We start from the raw sequence: 19,038 nt of genomic DNA, 5'->3' as shown, positions 1-19,038 counted from the left end.
TCTATTTTTATATTCCCAAATTTAACAGTAGACAGTTTTAGAATTTATCTGTAAACTATATATGTTTGTATAATCAATAATTAATTAACCCCTACTGAAGTAATTCTTCAGCAGGGGTATTTTTTTGTTTAAGCATTATTCTATATTTAAAACTACTATATCAACTACGAAATAGTATATTTTTCATTTAATCTAATTATTGGGGTTATCAGCAATTGTCTCATCTGCAAAATCTGAAGTTATACCATCTTGAAGAATTGCTTCACCTCCAACATCAATCACTATATCCTCTTTAACATTACTAATTGTTTCATCCTCAGTTCCATTAACCACATATTTTTCTTTTCTAAAGTATACTAAGAATAATACTACCGCTACAACACATAATCCTACACAAAACTTAAAGGATATGTCTAATGACATGTCAGCAGCCTTACCTATCATAGGATTTATAACTGTAGCTACTAAGTCTCCTATAATAGCATAAATTGATAAGATTGTTGCTCTATCTTGAGTAGTTATAGTTTTATTCTCAACATCAGCTACAATGGGATGTATTAATGCCATTGAACCAGACACTATCATCACACTTAACACACTTAAGATAGGACTTCTAGTAAGAACTAATATAATACAACTCATCATCATTGCTAAAATTAATCCTAAAATACTCTTATGGTTTCCAAACTTCTCTGTTATCTTATGAACCTTAGCAGAAGCAAGAGCAATGATCTGCACTGCAGCTAACAAAATTCCAAAATATTTAACATCAATTCCACTTCTAGCATACTGAGGTTGATTTAGAACTACTGTTATAGCTTGATATACCTCTGTTATTAATGCCACAGAAACTAATAAAAAGAAGATATTCTTATTCCCAAGCACTCGTTTAAAACTCTCTTTAAAGTTCTGCTTTTCCTCTGCTTCTCCTTTTACCTCCTTTAGAAATAAACTTGCAATAGTAGCAAGTCCATAAGGGATAATAGTAAGTAACGCTGCTAAGTCCATAGAACAAGCAATTATAGGTGTAGACATCAATGAACAAATCAAAAATCCAGCTGTCATACAAAAACTATATCTGCCAAAAACCTTTTGTGATTCCGCTTCATCTATAGAAGAATATAAAAATGCCATGTCACATCCTGATAAACCTGATAAAGCTATAGCAAGAAATACTCTCTCCAATAAAAACATAGGAAAAGAATAAGCTCCATAAAAAACAATCTTAGATATAAAAAATATAAGGTTAGCAATTACAAGAGTTTTCTTGTACCCAAATCTATCTGCAAACCAACCCCAGGGCACCTCTCCTAAAATTGCTATAATCCAATATACAGACTCAATCACAAATATATCATAAATAGTTATGCCTCTAGCCTGTCTATACAGAGTTGATATAGGAGCATAGAAAACAAAACCTTGTAAAAATACAATCAAGTACATAAGGTACACGTTTTTCTTATTATTCAATTTAATTCACCATCCAATTTTTTGCATAATTAATAAAGGTACTAGAAATTAAATTTTTCTCTACCTTGTAGAACTCTATTAATTATTTACGCATTAAATTGGACTTCTCATAAAACAAACCTCCGTGATTGTAAACTTGCTTTCATATTATCATAACTATGCTATTAATTGCAATATATTTCCTATTTTACTCAATAACCTTATCTAAAACGTCCATAAGCCTTTCATCTGTCCAGTTATTTTTTTCTTTAATTTCTTTGAACTTATTTCCTAGATTGAATTTCAAATTTTCTATATATTCCATACTAAACGGAAGAAACTCTTCTTGAATTCTTATATATTCTTCTGAAAAATACTCCTTACTTAAAATCATAGAAAACAATATTAAAAATACACAATTATTTTTTATAAGATTCTTTAAATTACTAATATCTCTTCCTTCATCAGCTTCATATTCTTCTAATAAACCTATGGTAAAATTAATTAATTTATTTGCTAATGGATCTAAGTTATATTTTCCTGCCAGCTGTGACATTATTGTGATGTGATTATTCTTAAAGTCTTCTTTTACATCTTGCAAATCATCTGCTACCTGAAGCAAAAATCCATATCCAACACAAAATTCTATATTCTTTGATGTAAGTTCTCCATTCACAAGATATCCATCAACAAGAACTGAAGCTCCTCCCTTCTCTATAGATATCCCTAGTATATCTCTTTCATAAGGAATTGTTACCTTGTCCTGCTGAGTTAAGCTTTTAATTTGTCCTTCATGTATTGTGTATAAGCTCTCATAAACTTTAGGATACCGTTTTCTACCAAAAATGCTTTCTATGTCTTCTACCAACTTATAAACCTTTTCTTCATTAGGATTTACAGGTTCTATGTTTTCTCCTCTTAACCTCTTATAAAATCTTTCATTGAATTCCTTCTTATCCTCAATGCTTACTTCTGGACTATCCAAATAATTATCTGTATATGGATAAAGCATACTATATCCATATATGGCCCTGGTAAACTTAATTTCTTCTCCTAGTAAAGACTGAATCATATTTATGATCCAAACATTTCTCATTGCCTGACCAATATCGGCTATTGAAAGATTTTTATCAAATTCTCTAGCTGTCTTAATAAAAGTTTTAGTACTTTCAATAAAATTATCTCTTAACCTATTATCTACGTCACCAATATTGAAATAATCATCTTTTTTTATAGCTTGACCTATGATTCGTCTTCCCTTCTGCTTCCACTTATCTATATCTTCATCATTAACCGGTACACTATCAAGATGTTTAAAAAGCTTATTAAGCATGCCATTCAGTTTCTTTTGTCTTTTTTTCTTTTCCGCAGGTGTAACTCTATCTAAGCATTGTTTGAAATTACTACTAGAATTCCACCATTTCATCCTAAATAATTCGTAATAATCCTCTAAGCAATGAATATCTCTCATTATGTATCCTCACACATTCAAATTTTTCTAATATAATTATACTTCAATTATATACTGATACTAACAACTAAATGCAAGATAGTAAATATATTTAAATTTATGTATTTAAATATATAACTTTAAACATACATTTATAGATATATATATAAATATTTATAGTTAAAATGCCACTTTGTATAGAAATTTAGAGTCTAACCTCTAATTTAAAATCTGACTCCATTTTCTTATAACATTGAATAATTTTTTTAAAAAAAATCATTTTCCAAACTTAAATAGCTTCCTGTGAAATTCACAGGAAGCTATTTAACTATTATATATAAGCCTTCTCTTACTCAATTTGTATTCTATTATTATTTTCAATAACTTTATTTATCTTTGGTAAAATAATCTTCAATTGTCCATAATGTCTTTCTCTCCTAATATAATTATCTTTGCTTTCATCCAATGTTTCTTCTCTCTTTGCAGAAATAATTAAATTATTATCTCTGTATTCTAGATTTATGTCCTCTTTATTAACTCCTGGCAATTCAGCATCCACCAAATATTCATTTTGAGTTTCCTTTATATCTGCATTGAAGTTTCCTGGCATATTCATATTTCCAAAGAAATCATCATTGAAAAATCCATTAATAAAATCTTCAAAGGAACCTCCTGTTGTTTTGACTCCATTAGTTTTAAAAGGTATTAATCCAAACATACTAAAGACCTCCTTAAAATATTTATTCTTTATCTTTTTTACAATTACATTTTAATTTTAAAGTCAAAGAAAGTCAAAGTTAGTAAGAGCTATGTTTTGAAACTTTATTATCATTATCATCCATTACATGAAAATATCTTAAATTTGCTGCTATTTACTCAAAAATTCTAAATATAGCTTCAACTAAATGTAAAAATGCTAGAGAACCTTGCTCTCTAGCATTTTTAACTTAAACATCTTCAAAAATGACATATAAACTTACTTACTTTTTAGGTTTCCTTAACTATTTAACATTTTAAGTAACTCATTAACTGAACTTTTTGCTCTGTCTGGCAAATGATCAATAGCCTTCTGTCTCTTTTTTTCATTATCTATTTGTGCAATTTTCATTACTTCTTGTTGCAATCCAGGAATAGAGTTAAGTTCGCTGGCTATAGCATTAAATCTTTGTGCAAAAGCTGGATCTTGCATCTTTTGTCTTAACTTCATGATTAATTCAAAGCCATTCATCTCTGCATTCTCCTACTAATATTTCTATATTATAATATTCAATTTAACGAAAGTTGTTACAACAAACTTATACCTCTATCACTAAGATTTAATGAGTGCTTTATTTCATATTTTATCTATTTTCTAAGATTGTATTTATTTTAATATCATCATCAAATAAATCCTTCTTATATTTATTCTTAAGTTTTAACAAATAAATATCATTGTGAATATGCTCTGAAACAATAGATGCAAATAAGCTATTTTCTGTGAATGCTCCCATAAATTCTTCTCTGTGAGGACCTCTATCTGCCACCAATGTTCTTTTGCAATCTATCACTAACATTATTCTTGTTTCCTTACCTACACATTCTAAATTCCCATGATTATATAACTCTACAGGAAGATTTTCTGCTTCCATCTTTGAAAAAGAAAACACTATAATTCTAACTTTTCGCTCTTTAAGTTCCATAAATTCCTTTTCAAATTTATATAAATTAATATCAGTATTTATATATACCTCTTTTTCCGCTGTTAGTAACAATTCTTTTATCTTTGAAATAATATTATCATAACCTTGTATATTCACATATCTCTCTTCAGAATTCGATGTTTCTATTTGCTCTAGTTTTGTTTCAAGCATATCTGCAGTTTGGATAAAATTGTTCTTCATATTATTTATTAATACATTAGGGTTTTCTGCCTTATATATCTGAGAATCTCCTGGTAACAAAAACACTACCCCTCTTTTATATAAATTATCTAATGCTGAATAAACTGATGACCTAGACATATTTAATATTTTTGCAATTTGATAACCATTTAGACTTCCATTTTTTAATAAAGTTATATAAACTGCTGCCTCAGTTTTTGAGAAATTCAGTTTTTCTAAAAGACCTATGATTTCGTCCATAACAAATATCCCTTCTTTACACAACTAATTTTTCTTTTGCTAACAGCAACTTTCACTTAATGTTATATACTATTATTATTTAGTCGTACACCATGTTCTGCTAAATAAAGTCTATTTTATTCATAGTATTTAGTCAAGATTTATATTCAATGTATCCTCAATAATTACTCTTATAATTTTTCCTATTGTTTAAGATATAAACTTATTTGAAATTTAAGTTTTACATTTTTGTCTTCTATCTTCTATTGTTTTTTTTAGATTAATAAATAGAATTATATATATACTCAAATTTGATTTAACGTATCATAATGATTTAAAAATATTTTATTCTGTTAAATCATTTGTTATAAATTTTATCTAAATATATAAAGGAGATCTATCTTATGGCTTCACTTTTTAAAGAACAAATAAATATTCTTGTAGTAGATGATGAACAAAGTATCGTTGATTTTATCAAAATGGGCTTGGAAGCGGAGGGTTATACTGTACATACCGCCTTTGATGGTTATGAGGCAATAAAAGCAGTTCAAGAGATTAATCCTCATGTTGTTATATTAGACATAATGCTACCCGGCATGAGCGGCTATGAAGTTTGCTCACAAATCAAAAAACTTACTAAGGCAGCTATAATTATGCTTACAGCTAAAGATGAAGTTGATGATTTAGTTAAAGGCTTGAGTTTAGGCGCAGATGATTATATGTCTAAACCCTTTAGTTTCAAAGAATTAATTGCTCGTATTGAAGTAAGACTAAAAAGTACTTTTCCGGAACTGAGTGAAACAAATACTATGGGAAATTTCTCTATAGATGATGGCGCTCATGAAATATCCTATAACGGCAATATATTAGATTTACCACCTACACAATACAATCTTCTTAGATACTTGCTTTTAAATAGAGGCTTAGTTATCAGTAAATCTACAATACTTGAAAATGTTTGGGGTTATGATTTTAACGGCGATGAAAATATCGTGGAAGTTTATGTACGATATCTACGAGATAAAATTGGAGATAAGGATCATAACATCATAAAAACAGTACGAGGTGTTGGATATAAGGTGGTAATCTGATGAAAAAATTCATTCCCAAAATTAACAAGAAGAGCTTACAATGGCAGCTACTATCTAGATTTTTTGCTATATTAATCACTTCTTTAGTAATAATACAATCTGCACAATTTTTACTTATGAGGGACCATCTATATAAGAGCAAAATGCAAATTTTATTATCAAGATTTCATGATGAAAAAATAAAATCTCTGTTCTACTTACAAACCATGGATGGCATAAAACAAAATAGTTCAGATTTAATCCAACAGCTTATTGATGTAAATATGAGCGTTGCAATTATTGATTCAACTGGTAACATAATTGATAGTTGCGGCAAGGTAAATATATCCAACATGGATGAACACGATCAACATGAGTTACATGAGAAAAAAGTCAACTTAATAACTCCTGTTCCTAAATTATCGAATGATAAGTATATAGAACTTCTTAATAGCAAGGAGAACTTAGAAAAAAGCTATAAGGTTATTGAGGATGAAACTGATTCTTGTCAACTTGTTATATGGAGAAAAATAGGTCCAAAGGATGCCCCTATTGGATTAATTCAACTAAGTACTTCTGTAAAAGATATTGATTCTATGCTTCACAATCAATTATATATCTATATTACTTCCTCCATTCTAATTCTATTTATAGGAATTACTGTAGGTGGCACTGTTATAAAAAGAACCTTATTGCCTCTTCACAACATGACCAATACTGTTGAAGAGATAAATGTAGGGCAGCTAAACACAAGGCTTCCTGAAAATAATGAACAATTGGAGATTGATAAATTATCTGTTTCTTTTAATAACATGCTTGAAAGAATAGAAACATCATTTGATAAAGAACAAAAAACTCAAGAAAAAATGCGAAGCTTCGTTTCAGATGCCTCACATGAATTAAAAACTCCTCTTACATCAATACATGGGTTTGTGGAAATCTTATTAAGAGGTGCTGCTAAAAATGAGGATCAATTGAATTTAGCCTTAAACAGTATTTTATTAGAAAGTGATAGATTAACAAAGCTAGTAAATGACCTTTTATTATTAACTAAGCTTGATCAAAAAGTTTCTATAGACTTAGTTCCAGAAGACATTAACAATGTGATCAAAGAGGTACTGCCACAACTTGAAGTACTTTGTGATAAAAGAAAAGTTAATCTACAACTTCATGATGATATAAAAGTAAATATAAATAGAAACCAAATAAAACAAGTTATATTCAACTTGGTACAAAATGCTGTACGACATACTGATCCTATAAATGGCTTAGTAACTATATCTACAAATACAGAGAATATTGCATCTGAAACCTATTCAGTATTAAGAATATCTGATAACGGTACAGGTATTACCCCTGAACATCTGGATAAGATATTTGATAGATTCTTTAGAAGTGAAACTCACAGAGCTAGAAAAGATGGCGGCTACGGGCTTGGTCTTTCCATCGTAAAATCTATAATAGATGCTCACGAAGGAAAAATTAATGTAGAAAGTACAGTTGGCGCTGGAACTACGTTTATAATTTATCTAAAAATATTTGATAGACAGTAAGTCTATTATTTTACTCCTTGCAATTTAAAAATTTCTTCACTTACAGTTAACTCAATTCTCAGCAAATTCTCAGCCTACACTCATGGATAATTAAGATTGCCTCTCTATAATCTTAATTATCCTAGTAATCAATTTACTTCAGGTGGGGTTCTCGCTTTCCCTATTAATAATCCCCACCTGAAAATTCTTTTATAGGTGGTGAATTTTCTTGAATCCAATTAATTTAATTCTACTGATTACCATAGGAATTACAGCTCTCATTTTGTTATCAATCTTAATTCTTAGAAAAAAGACTTATGAACCTATAACTAAAAGTTTTTATGCTCTAGGCACGTTGATAAACTTAAAAGCTATCGGCAAAAATGCTGAACTTGCTATAGAAGAAACTGTTCTAAAGCTTAATGAAATTGATGATAATATGTCAGCTTTTAAATCCTCTAGTGATATATCAAAAATAAATATGAGTTCCGGAAAAAATTTTCAATCAGTAAATGAAGATACCTACTCTGTAGTGAAAAGTGCTGTAAAATACAGTGAGATATTAGAAGGAAGCTTTGATCCTACAATTCGTCCTTTAGTTACTCTTTGGAACATAGGTAAAAGCAACGAATCAATTCCTGCTCAAAAAGAAATTGATGAAAAAAGAAAGCTTGTTAATTACAAAGACATACTATTTGATGACACTACTTTTTCAATTAAGTTAAGCAAACCAAATCAAGCTATTGATGTAGGTGGTATCGCTAAAGGTTTTGCTGCTGATGTGGTTAAAAATATATTTTTAAAACACAAGATTAACAGTGGAATAATCGATTTAGGTGGTAATGTTTATGCCTTAGGCTGCAAAGATGACAGAACTGATTGGAAAGTTGGCATCCAAGATCCTTTTAAACTACGTGGAGAATTCATGGGCATAGTTACTGTAAGGAATAAATCTGTAGTTACTTCAGGTAATTATGAAAAATACTTTATGAAAGATGGTAGAGTTTTTCACCATATAATTGATCCTACAACTGGCTATCCTTCCGAAAGTGAAATCATAAGTGCCACAATAGTATCAGATAACTCTATTGATGGAGATGGATTATCTACTGGAGTATACATTCTTGGTGTAGAGAAATCTATGAAACTTATAGAATCTATGGAAGGTATAGATGCATTATTCATAACTAAAGACAAAAAAGTCTTTATTACCTCTGGATTAAAATCATATTTCCAAATTGCTAATAAAGATTATACATATAAACCATTATAAAAAAGAAGTGAGAAAAGGAGTAAAATCTATGAAAAAGAAGATACAAACAACGCAAATTTTTAGACACATTGTTCAGATAGTTTTATTTTTCCTGCTGCCAGGATTATATATCTTAACCTTCAGTGAACTTAAAAACATTTATAAAATGATAATAAGTGGCAACTTCCACTTCCTTCAAGCCTTCCCTGCATTGATTGAATTCACTACAGTTATTTTTGCTACTATCTTGTTAGGCAGATTTTTCTGTGGTTGGTTCTGTGCCTTTGGTACATACAATGATTGGATTCATCTAATTTCAAAAAATATCTTTAAAATAAACTACAAAGTAGACGAGCAACTTGATGCTGCATTAAAATATGTTAAATATATAATTCTAATAATTATCTTAGTTGTTTCTTGGAGCTTTGGTAGTACTATTTTTAGTAGTACAAGCCCTTGGGATACCTTTGCTCAAATAACTGATTTTTCATATGTTTTATCAAACTTAACTTTAGGTCTTATACTTTTAGCATTAATAACAGTAGGTGCAATATTCATAGAGAGATTTTTCTGCAGATACTTATGTCCTTTAGGTGCTGTATTCTCTATAATCTCTAGATTCAGTATTTTTAAAATAAGAAAACCAAATGAGAAATGCGGAAAATGTAGAATATGTACAACTAACTGCTCAATGGGACTTCCACTTTATAAAATGCAACAAGTTCGTGGTGGTGAATGTATTAACTGCTTAAAGTGTACAGAAGTTTGCCCAAGAAAGAATACCAATGCTAACCTACTTGGAGAAGATGTTAACTCAAATTTAGCAAGCACAGTAGCTCTAGCTACAATGGTTGGTCTTTATGGTGGTAACAAATTAGGTGCATCTGTTTTAACTAAAGCAGGTATAGCTTCTACTACAATATCAAGCAACGCAAGCACTGCAAAGACTTATAAGGATGGTACTTACACTGGTACTGGTACTGGTTTTAGAGGTGCTACAACTAAGGTTTCAGTTACAGTAAGCGGTGGTAAGATTACTAAAATCGAAACAGTATCAAATGGAGATACTCCTGATTTTTATGAAAGAGCTATTAATACTATTTCCGGAGAAATAATTTCAGCACAATCTGCTTCTGTTGACACTGTTTCTGGTGCTACTTTTAGTAGTAATGGAATTATTGAAGCTGTACAAAATGCTTTAAGTCAAGCTGAATCTGGTACTTCTTCAAACAATGCAACTACTTCTGATAACAGTAATTCAACAAATGGAAACAATACAACTAATTCAACTGCTACTCCAAAGGTTCCTTACAAGGATGGTACTTATATAGGGACTGGTACTGGCTTTAGAGGAGCTACAACTGAAATGTCCGTTACAGTAAGTGGTGGTAAAATCACTAAAGTTGAGACAGTATCAAACGGAGATACTCCTGATTTTTATCAAAGAGCAATTAACACTGTTTCTCAAGAAATAATTTCAACACAATCTACTTCTGTTGACACTGTTTCTGGGGCTACCTTCAGTAGTAATGGAATTATTGAAGCCGTACAAAATGCACTATCTAAGGCTGCATCTGGTTCAACATCAAGTAACTCAACAACAACTAATGACTCAGCTGCATCAAACAACAGCAGTTCTGAAAGCAATACACAAACTAATGAACAAGCAAGTAAAACTGAAGATAGCACTTCTACTGAATCAAATGATAATAACACTACTACAAATAACAACACTGCTAATTCAAACACTACAAAAAGTACTACTGATTCAACTTCAACTACTAAAAGTAGTTTAAAGAACGGAACCTACACTGGAACTGGTACTGGCTTTAGGGGTGGTACAACAAAAATCTCTGTTACAGTAAGTGGTGGTAAGATTACTAAAATTGATACAATTTCTTCTGAAGATACCCCTCGATTTTATAACGGTGCAATTAGCACAATATCTGATGAAATAATATCTACTCAAACTGCTTCCGTAGATACTGTTTCTGGTGCTACTTATAGTAGTAATGGAATCATTGAAGCTGTACAAAATGCTTTAAGCCAAGCAAAATAAAAGAGGACCTGAGTATACATTGCCTTTCCTAACGAGACAGAAGAAATTATATTTATTCATCTTGCAGCTAATATTTTTCTGCTCATTGATACACTCATATGCAACTCCTGTGATTTAGTATAATGGTCACAACAAAAATAGACCCTATAAGATGTGGGCAGTTTTAAACTGTCTATCTTATAGGGTCTATTTTAATAGTGTGTAGTTTCTTTTTTAATATCCGTTATAAATTTCTCCAAAACCATTATTACCAAACTGATTATTAGAATCGTCATAATTTTTAGTGAATTTTAAATTGGCTCCTGATATACTGCTACTTTTCCCGTGAATTACCACTTGTCTAGGAGAATTAGGATTATTCCCTATTACATTAATTGAACCCCATTCGTTATCTCCATACCAATGTTTAATAACTACTGCATAGTTAATATTAGAAGTGTCAGGTGGAGTATATTCAGCCCATTGACGTAAATTTAACGTTACTACAGAACTAGAATTATTTACATCAAATGTATTTATAGAATACATAGTTCCATTTAGGTTTGAGAAATTCCATGAAGTAAGCTTTGACGATGAAATACTATTAATAGTATTTGAACTTTTAGAGATAATAGCCTTTTGCATTACAGTAAAATCTTTATCTTCAAGAGAATTAGCAGTTACAATAACCTTCCATTTATTGTTGCTAAATTTCACATTAAATGGAACCTGAGATATACTACCATCTTTCATCTTTAGCTTTGTAATAAATTTATATTGGTCTTTTCCTAATTGTTCCTGTCTTAAAATTGAATAAGACGATAAAACTTCTCTATCATTATTAAAATTTTTTTTGTGCCAATCTGCTAATTCTGATGAATCTAACCTATCATCTTCTTCCAAAGAAATTATTTGTTCAATATTTTGAGATTTGACAGCATTTAAAAATGACTTAATGGTAGACCCTGGACTATTAGCAATAGTTGTACTTGCATAAGCTTGTGAAGGAATTATTAAAATGATTGATAGCATAAGTATTAGTATTTTTGACTTTAGTTTTAGTTTATTATTCATAAAAAGCACCTCCATATTTCCGACTTGAATATAATATTCTACATAAAATGAAAAAAACCTCTTATATTCAATAAAAAGTAAAAATATATTTATACTTCTATATACATCTGATTGCGATGTATGTTATAATAATTGTAAATACTTCAAATGAAAGGTGGTAAAATGTATACAGAAATATTAAAAGGAAATATTGACACTATTATGTTAGCTTTAATATCTAATGAGGATATGTATGGATATGATATTGCTAAATTAATCAAACAAAAAACTGATAATTCATATCAAATTGGTGAAGGAACTCTTTATCCTGCATTAAAAAGATTAGAAGATAAGAATTATTTGCAATCTTATTGGGGAAGTTCCGATGGAGGCGTGAAAAGAAAATATTACAGCATTACAGAAACCGGCAAAAATGAGTTGCTTATAAGAATAGACAGTTGGAGAAAAATTAATAATCTAATAAATAGTTGTGTAGGAGGGGGGATATAGTTTATGGATAAAATATATGACCATATTGAAATGATTATGAGTAATTTGGTTTGTAGTAAGAAAGAGAAGGAGGATTTTAAATCACAGTTTATAGATCATTTAAATTTGCTAAAGGATGAATATATTAAGAATGGAGTTAATGAAGAAGAAGCTACAAATTTAGCTATAAGAGATTTTGGCGATGGAAGTAGTATTATAAATGAACTTAATTATAATAGTCTCAAATACAGTAAGAAATTAAGAATTTTCTGTGGGATTTGCTTTAGCGTATATATTATTTTTTTATTTTTTGTTTTATTAAATCCTTTACGAAATACAGCTCGATGGGTTGCTACTGCAAGAAGTGGTGGAGGATATTTAGGGGTTACTATTAATGTAATTCCACTAAAGACCATAATCGGTTACTGCGCTAATATTTTTAGAAATAATCTTAGTGTATTTTTGTATAATATTTTCGGTGAAATAATTTTATTTGTTCCCCTAGGAATTATACTTCCTTTTATTTTTATAAAGGCGAGGTTGTTTAGAAAAAATATTAAAATTGCTTTCTTAATTAGTTTACTTATAGAGTTAGTAAAAGTTATATTACCTTTAGGAGTTGCAGATGTTGATCACATTATTCTGCATATAATTGGATCTATAATTGGTTGGCTAATTTACTTATTTCTATCATTAAAAGTGATTAAACCCAAATACGTACAACAAAGATTTTATTAATTATATCCACTCAATATCAAGTAGCTGCTAGAACTTGAATCAGCTACTTTTATTGATAAGACTAAAAACAGTAGATAGACTTTGTAAAAACAAATCTACCTACTGTCTCTTTTTCTATTCTATATTATTATTTTATTAAATTGCAAACGTCATTAGCAAATTGTACTGGGTCTTCTATTGAAAGTCCTTCAATTAATAAAGCTTGATTATATAAAATGTTAGAAAGTACTTTCAATTTGTCTTTATCGTTAGCGAAAGCTTCTTTAACAGCAGTAAACATCTCATGATTTGTATTCACCTCAAGAATCTTTTCTGCTTTTAAATTAGGATTGTCTGGCATCATGCTAAGAACCTTCTCCATCTCAATAGAAAGATCTCCTTGGTTTGCAAGGCAAACTGGATGAGTCTTTAGTCTCTTTGAAGCTTTTACTTCTTTAACCTTTCCACCTAATGCATCCTTCATGAATTCAAATAAATCTTTATTTTCTTCAGTATCCTTTTTGCTGTCTTCTTCATTATTTTCAAATCCTAAGTCGCCACTAGATACTGATTTAAATTCTTTTTCTTTATACTTCATAAGCATCTTGATTGCAAATTCATCCACATCATCAGTGAAGTATAGAATTTCAAAACCTTTGTCTTTTATCATTTCAGTTTGAGGTAATTTTTCAATTCTATCTATACTTTCACCAGTTGCATAGTAAATATACTTCTGATCTTCTTTCATTCTAGAAATATATTCATCAAGGCTTACAAGTTTCTTTTCTGTTGATGAATGGAACATAATTAAATCTTGTAAGTCCTCTTTGTTAGCTCCAAAGTCAGCATAAATTCCATACTTTAATTGTCTACCAAAGTTGCTGTAGAATTGATCATATTTCTCTCTATCATTCTTAAGCATTAATAATAGTTCACTCTTTATTTTATCTTTTATCTTCTTAGCTATAAACTTAAGTTGTCTGTCTTGTTGTAATAACTCTCTTGAAATATTAAGTGAAAGATCTGCAGAATCCACTAACCCTTGAGCAAAGCTGAAGTAATCTGGCAATAACTCTGCACATTTCTCCATTATTAATACTCCATTTGAGTAAAGTTCTAGCCCCTTCTCGTATTCCTTTGAGTAAAATGCATATGGTGTTCTAGCTGGTATGAAAAGTAAGGTATTATAACTTACCGCACCTTCAACACTTGCATGAATTACCTTAAGAGGCTTCTCATATCCAAAGTGCTTATCCATATAGAATTGATCATAATCTTCTAGTTTCAATTCATTCTTATTTTTTCTCCATATAGGTACCATACTATTTAAAGTTTCATCTTCAAGATAATCTTCGTATTCTTTATCGCTGTCTTCTTTTAACTTGCTCTTCTTTACAAGCATCTTTATTGGATACTTTATGAAATCAGAATATTTTTTGATTAATGCTTTTAATCTGTATTCCTCTAAATATTCATCAAATTTTTCATCTTCATTGTTTTCTTTAATCTTTAATATAATTTCTGTTCCTACAGTTTCTTTACTACATTCTTCAATATCAAAGCCTTCTGCACCCTTTGATTCCCATTTATATGCCTTATCAGAATCAATAGATTTACTCTTTACTGTGACCATATCTGATACCATAAATGCAGAGTAGAAACCAACTCCAAATTGACCTATGATATCTACGCCTTCTTTTGCTTCAGCTTCATTCTTAAATGCAAAAGAACCACTCTTAGCTATAGTACCAAGATTATTTTCAAGTTCCTCCTTTGTCATACCTATACCCTTATCTTCTATTGTAAGAGTTCTATTCTCTTTATCGGCAGTGATTCTAATATAAAAATCATCTTTATTAAAACTAATATTTTGATCTACAAGTGAACGATAGTAGCTTTTATCAATTGCATCACTTGCATTAGATATTAGCTCTCTTAAAAATATTTCTTTGTTAGTATAAATTGAGTTAATCATTAAATCTAAGAGTCTTTTTGACTCTGCTTTAAATTGTTGTGTAGCCATTGTATCATTTCCTTCCATTTTATTTTATTAAATACAAAGTAATTTAAAGGCTTTGTATTTTGCTTACATAAGCACAAAATAACCACCCAGCGATTATATCTGGCGTGGTTATTTTTATTTAATCAAGCCGTTCTTATAAATTCACTGGTTTAAATCAATCTTATTTAATATAAACATAAAAAACGTCTTCTTTTTAACTTTCTTTTGTTAGCACTCCTTACTGTTGAGTGCTAACTTTATTTTAGCAATTTATACTTTTTTGTCAATATATTTTTATAAATTTGTCAATTTACACTAAGCGATCTATTATTTCAGTATAAAAAATAGAGACAATAGCAAAAAACCATCATCTCTATTTTGGATTTACTAAAAAGTATTTTTTTCAAGTGAAACATTAACATCAATAATCAGGTCACCAACTCCCATTGTTATACAAAGGACTTTATCTGCACTTGCATTTGCTGTAAAAGTACCTTCTATAAGTGTAGGCGTTGAAATATCAATAATTATATTGTCCTTTGAAAAATTAGTAGCCATATTAGCAGTTAACATATTAATTAACTCTGAAATTGCACTTTGAGACAATTCATCAAAAGTTTCTACTGGCATTCCCATCATCATTGTAGATGCTATCTTCTTTGCATCTTCTGTGCTAATTGCATAAATAATATTACCTTTGATATCACCTATAAGTCCAATGATAATTACAACACCAGGACTTTCTATGTATCTTCCCTTTACCCCGACATTAAGTCTTCTAATTTCACTAAAGCCTAATTGAGGTAATATATTAGTAAATGATTCCAATATTGGATTTATATGATTGACATCCATTCCCCATCACCTCTTTTAAAGCCTATATTTATAAATAAATCACCAAATTGTGTTTTTACATGCGCTGAATATGTGTTTTCTAATTCGGCTTTTGATATATTAATTGATTCTCCATGGAATGTCGTTGGTGGAGCAACTCTTAAACCAAATAACTTATTCTTCTTATTTATCATTGAACATGCATTTCCTGCAAACATGTTAGCTATTTCAGACATTACATTAAGCACTTCTTCGTTATTCTTAGGATCCCTTCTAAGTAATACTTTTGCAAGATTATTAGCTGTTTCAAAAGACATATCAAATATTAATCTTCCTGAATACTTTCCTATTATACCCATAACTATTGAAATACCTTCACTATGTATCGCTATATCTACAGTACTTTCATCTGTAAACTCAGGTACAGTTTTAGTTAACTTGTTAAAAAGATCTAGTACTGCTTCTTTAAAAACATTTGCATACATACCTTCTAACTCTAGATACAATTCCTCATCAGCCATAACTCTGTTAATTAATAGTGTTAATTCTTCTGCATCAACTGGCTTTTGTACATATCCAGATACATGAGTTCTTTTAGCCTTTTTAATTAATTCTTCATCCATCATTGAACTTACAATAATAACTTTTATATTGCTATCTATATCATGGATTGCTCTTGTACATTCAAATCCATCTGTTCCTGGAATGGTCATGTCCATAGTAACTAAATCTGGCTTTACTCTATTTACCTCAGAAATAACTTCCTCTAAAGATTGTGCTTCTCCAACTACATTAAATCCATTTTCAGTAAGAGTATCTCTTAATAATGCTATTTGGAAAGGTGAATCATCAACAATTAAAATTTTAACATCTTTCATATTTCTATCTACCCCTTCAACATTTTTATACAAAGTTCTTATTAATTTGCAAAATCTACAATAAACGCAAAACTGTAATATCTGTTATTATTACTGGCCTATATATAAATTTATCCTTATAAATATTATATTTAATAACGAAGACTTATTCAATGTTTTTTTATTGAATTTTAAATATGATTTAATTTATTTTTCACTATTCCACCCAGCAATATTTACTTCGATACATAGAAGGAGATAATCCTACATATTTTTTAAACATTCTCCAAAAGTTTGCATCATCATTAAAACCAACCTTCTCTTTGATTTCTGAAATTGGAAGTAATGTATCTCTTAAAAGAGTAGCCGCAATATTAATTCTATGTTTAATAAGATAATTTATAATTGATATATTCTTTGCTTCATAAAACTGCTTACTTAAAGTGGTTCTATTCGTATTAAAAGTTAAAGCCAATGAATTGAGGGTAATCTTATTCTGATAGTTATCACATAAATAAGTAATAATATCCTCAACTATTTGAGGTTCATTAGCTTCTTTATTATCAGAAACATAATTATTTTTATCAAAAAGTCTAGTTGTTAAAACTAATATTTCCAAAAGAAATGATCTTGAACGACATGGCCAAAACATATCCCTTTGCAAAATAAGTTCTTTATTTACACACTCAAAAAGCTTAGCTATATAATTGGCTGTTTCAAAATCAAGATTAATAATTCCACTAAAATTATGATTCCGCTCAAGCCATGCAGTAAGCAAATAGGAATCCTGAAAATCTGTATATGAAAAATTGTTTTGTTTTTCTCTAATGTTATAAAAATTAAACTTGCTATTAATATTGCCTGGATGAAAACTTATTGATTTAGCTGATATATCAAAGCTGTATTCCAGCTTTGGATACTCATTCTCATTCATACATAAAATTGCAGGTGCCGCAATGCTAACTTTATCTTCATTAAGGATTATTATACAAGATCCATTTTCTATGTATATCAGTCTAAACCTTTCACAATTTTCCTTCTCATCTGCAAAGGTTTCATTAGCATTATAGCTAATTAAACTTTCAAATCCATTAAGTTTTTCTTTTTCTCCAATAACGTCCCCCATACTCCACTCTCCACGATGACTTTTTACCATTTTACCATATGTGTAATATAATCTCAAAGTACAAGTTTGAATTATAACGCCAATAAATCTTACATAAAGTTTTATTAATTTTAATTTTGTAAAAATGCAAAGACCTTTTGTTGATATACAATGTAATCCATTATAAATATTCATTATAATTCTATTAAACACAAAAAATGTTAGGGGGATTAATAATTATGAAATTAAAAATAAAAATATTATTGCCATTATTAACACTCACTTTGTTATGTGGTGGCATGACTTCCTGCTCCACATCTAATAAAAAGGCTAGTGACTCTGCCGCACCAAAGACTCAGAAAGAATCTAAAGTAGACTCATTAAAAATTAAATATGTTGGGAACTCATGTTTTTACATTGCATTTCCTGATGGCACTAGACTTATTTCTGATCCTTATGGATCAGCATACGCCTCAACTTTTGCTCCTTTTCCTAGTCTTGAAGCTGATGTTATGACAATATCTCATACTCATGAAGATCACACAAGTGGAATTAATGAAGTTAAAGGCAATCCAAAAGTCATAAATCCAGAGGATATAGATAAAACTTTTAAAGTAGGTTCAGTAGAAATAACTGGGTATAAAACTGAGCATGTTGCTTCTATGGGTGATAACACAGTTTTCGTTATGAAATTTGGAGATTTTAAAATAGTTAACATGGGGGAAACTGATAACATGGATTCTCCTCAACTCATAGAGAAAATTAAAGATGCTGATGTAGTGCTTGCTTATGCTGGTGAATATGGAACCATAAAAAATAAAACTACTTTTGAATTCTTAAATAAAATAAATGCTAAAGTCATTATTCCAGAGCACTATAGCATGAGCTCAGATAATATATTTTATAATGAACCAACTATTGATCAAATCATCAAGGAACTTCCGGAAGGCACAACCGTTTCTAAATTAGACGATCTTACTGTAAGTAAAGACATGAAAAAGCAGTTTGTTGTTCTATCTGCTATGGGAAATAAAAAATAGTAAAAAGCCCTCTTAATTTGTATCTATAAATTTAAGAGGGCCTTTCACTAT

General features: G+C 29.6%; 17 protein-coding genes. 7 read left to right on the top strand and 10 right to left on the bottom strand.

From position 1 onward, the window contains the following. Nucleotides 1–192 precede the first annotated feature (192 nt). The 5 genes from OCU47_RS19520 to OCU47_RS19500 all read right to left on the bottom strand — a co-directional run bounded on the left by OCU47_RS19520 (nt 193) and on the right by OCU47_RS19500 (nt 5,019). Nucleotides 193–1,470, bottom strand: coding sequence for an MFS transporter (locus OCU47_RS19520; protein ID WP_261830240.1), 1,278 nt, complete (start codon nt 1,468–1,470; stop codon nt 193–195). A gap of 187 nt (nt 1,471–1,657) precedes the next feature. Then, nucleotides 1,658–2,920: a hypothetical protein gene (locus tag OCU47_RS19515; protein WP_261830239.1), complete on the bottom strand. Its 1,263-nt coding sequence runs from the start codon at nt 2,918–2,920 to the stop codon at nt 1,658–1,660. A 328-nt stretch (nt 2,921–3,248) separates the two neighbouring features. Next, complete coding sequence (locus OCU47_RS19510) at nt 3,249–3,617, bottom strand: Hsp20 family protein (protein ID WP_261830238.1); 369 nt, start codon at nt 3,615–3,617, stop codon at nt 3,249–3,251. 279 nt (nt 3,618–3,896) lie between these two features. Then, the gene (locus tag OCU47_RS19505) at nt 3,897–4,127 is read right to left on the bottom strand and encodes a hypothetical protein (RefSeq protein ID WP_261830237.1); all 231 of its coding nucleotides are present in this window, start codon (nt 4,125–4,127) and stop codon (nt 3,897–3,899) included. A 112-nt stretch (nt 4,128–4,239) separates the two neighbouring features. After that, entirely contained in the window at nt 4,240–5,019 is a 780-nt protein-coding gene (locus OCU47_RS19500) for a TrmB family transcriptional regulator (RefSeq protein ID WP_261830236.1), read from the bottom strand. Nucleotides 5,020–5,402: 383 nt separating this feature from the next. On the opposite strand from OCU47_RS19500, the gene OCU47_RS19495 reads away from it, so the two are divergent. The 4 genes from OCU47_RS19495 to OCU47_RS19480 all read left to right on the top strand — a co-directional run bounded on the left by OCU47_RS19495 (nt 5,403) and on the right by OCU47_RS19480 (nt 10,911). Beyond that, on the top strand, nt 5,403–6,089 hold the full coding sequence (locus tag OCU47_RS19495; protein WP_261830235.1) for a response regulator transcription factor: 687 nt from the start codon (nt 5,403–5,405) through the stop codon (nt 6,087–6,089). Then, entirely contained in the window at nt 6,089–7,621 is a 1,533-nt protein-coding gene (locus OCU47_RS19490; protein ID WP_261830234.1) for a sensor histidine kinase, read from the top strand. Before OCU47_RS19495 ends, OCU47_RS19490 begins: the two co-directional genes overlap by 1 nt. Nucleotides 7,622–7,829: 208 nt before the next feature. Continuing rightward, the gene (locus tag OCU47_RS19485) at nt 7,830–8,873 is read left to right on the top strand and encodes an FAD:protein FMN transferase (RefSeq protein WP_261830233.1); all 1,044 of its coding nucleotides are present in this window, start codon (nt 7,830–7,832) and stop codon (nt 8,871–8,873) included. 28 nt (nt 8,874–8,901) lie between these two features. Continuing rightward, nucleotides 8,902–10,911 (top strand): FMN-binding protein, encoded by a 2,010-nt coding sequence (locus OCU47_RS19480; protein WP_261830232.1) that lies wholly within the window; start codon nt 8,902–8,904, stop codon nt 10,909–10,911. 213 nt (nt 10,912–11,124) lie between these two features. On the opposite strand, the gene OCU47_RS19475 is transcribed toward OCU47_RS19480, so the two are convergent. Further along, on the bottom strand, nt 11,125–11,964 hold the full coding sequence (locus tag OCU47_RS19475) for a hypothetical protein (protein WP_261830231.1): 840 nt from the start codon (nt 11,962–11,964) through the stop codon (nt 11,125–11,127). Nucleotides 11,965–12,126: 162 nt separating this feature from the next. Here OCU47_RS19475 and OCU47_RS19470 point away from each other — a divergent pair, with 162 nt between their 5' ends. Together OCU47_RS19470 and OCU47_RS19465 are read left to right on the top strand one after the other, a co-directional pair. Continuing rightward, a complete protein-coding gene (locus OCU47_RS19470) occupies nt 12,127–12,453 on the top strand; it encodes a PadR family transcriptional regulator (RefSeq protein ID WP_261830230.1) in 327 nt (108 codons plus the stop codon). Between the two features lie 3 nt (nt 12,454–12,456). Then, nucleotides 12,457–13,170 carry a VanZ family protein gene (locus OCU47_RS19465; RefSeq protein WP_261830229.1) on the top strand — a complete coding sequence of 238 codons (714 nt, stop codon included), beginning with the start codon at nt 12,457–12,459 and terminating at the stop codon, nt 13,168–13,170. A 127-nt stretch (nt 13,171–13,297) separates the two neighbouring features. On the opposite strand, the gene htpG is transcribed toward OCU47_RS19465, so the two are convergent. The 4 genes from htpG to OCU47_RS19445 all read right to left on the bottom strand — a co-directional run bounded on the left by htpG (nt 13,298) and on the right by OCU47_RS19445 (nt 17,968). Continuing rightward, nucleotides 13,298–15,172, bottom strand: coding sequence for a molecular chaperone HtpG (htpG, locus tag OCU47_RS19460; protein ID WP_261830228.1), 1,875 nt, complete (start codon nt 15,170–15,172; stop codon nt 13,298–13,300). A gap of 366 nt (nt 15,173–15,538) precedes the next feature. Continuing rightward, nucleotides 15,539–16,006 (bottom strand): chemotaxis protein CheX, encoded by a 468-nt coding sequence (locus tag OCU47_RS19455; protein ID WP_261830227.1) that lies wholly within the window; start codon nt 16,004–16,006, stop codon nt 15,539–15,541. After that, complete coding sequence (locus tag OCU47_RS19450) at nt 15,988–16,863, bottom strand: response regulator (RefSeq protein ID WP_261830226.1); 876 nt, start codon at nt 16,861–16,863, stop codon at nt 15,988–15,990. The genes OCU47_RS19455 and OCU47_RS19450 overlap by 19 nt, the downstream gene beginning before the upstream one ends. A gap of 196 nt (nt 16,864–17,059) precedes the next feature. Next, entirely contained in the window at nt 17,060–17,968 is a 909-nt protein-coding gene (locus OCU47_RS19445) for a helix-turn-helix domain-containing protein (RefSeq protein WP_261830225.1), read from the bottom strand. Between the two features lie 218 nt (nt 17,969–18,186). Between OCU47_RS19445 and OCU47_RS19440 the strand changes: the two genes are divergently transcribed. Further along, nucleotides 18,187–18,987 (top strand): MBL fold metallo-hydrolase, encoded by an 801-nt coding sequence (locus OCU47_RS19440; protein WP_261830224.1) that lies wholly within the window; start codon nt 18,187–18,189, stop codon nt 18,985–18,987. The last annotated feature ends 51 nt before the right edge of the window (nt 18,988–19,038 follow it).

Origin of the sequence: Clostridium sp. TW13, from assembly GCF_024345225.1 — a bacterium.
Classification (GTDB): Bacteria; Bacillota; Clostridia; order Clostridiales; family Clostridiaceae; genus Inconstantimicrobium; species Inconstantimicrobium mannanitabidum.
The sequence above is the reverse complement of the archived record's forward strand: the minus strand, read 5'-3'. Positions and strand labels throughout refer to the sequence as shown.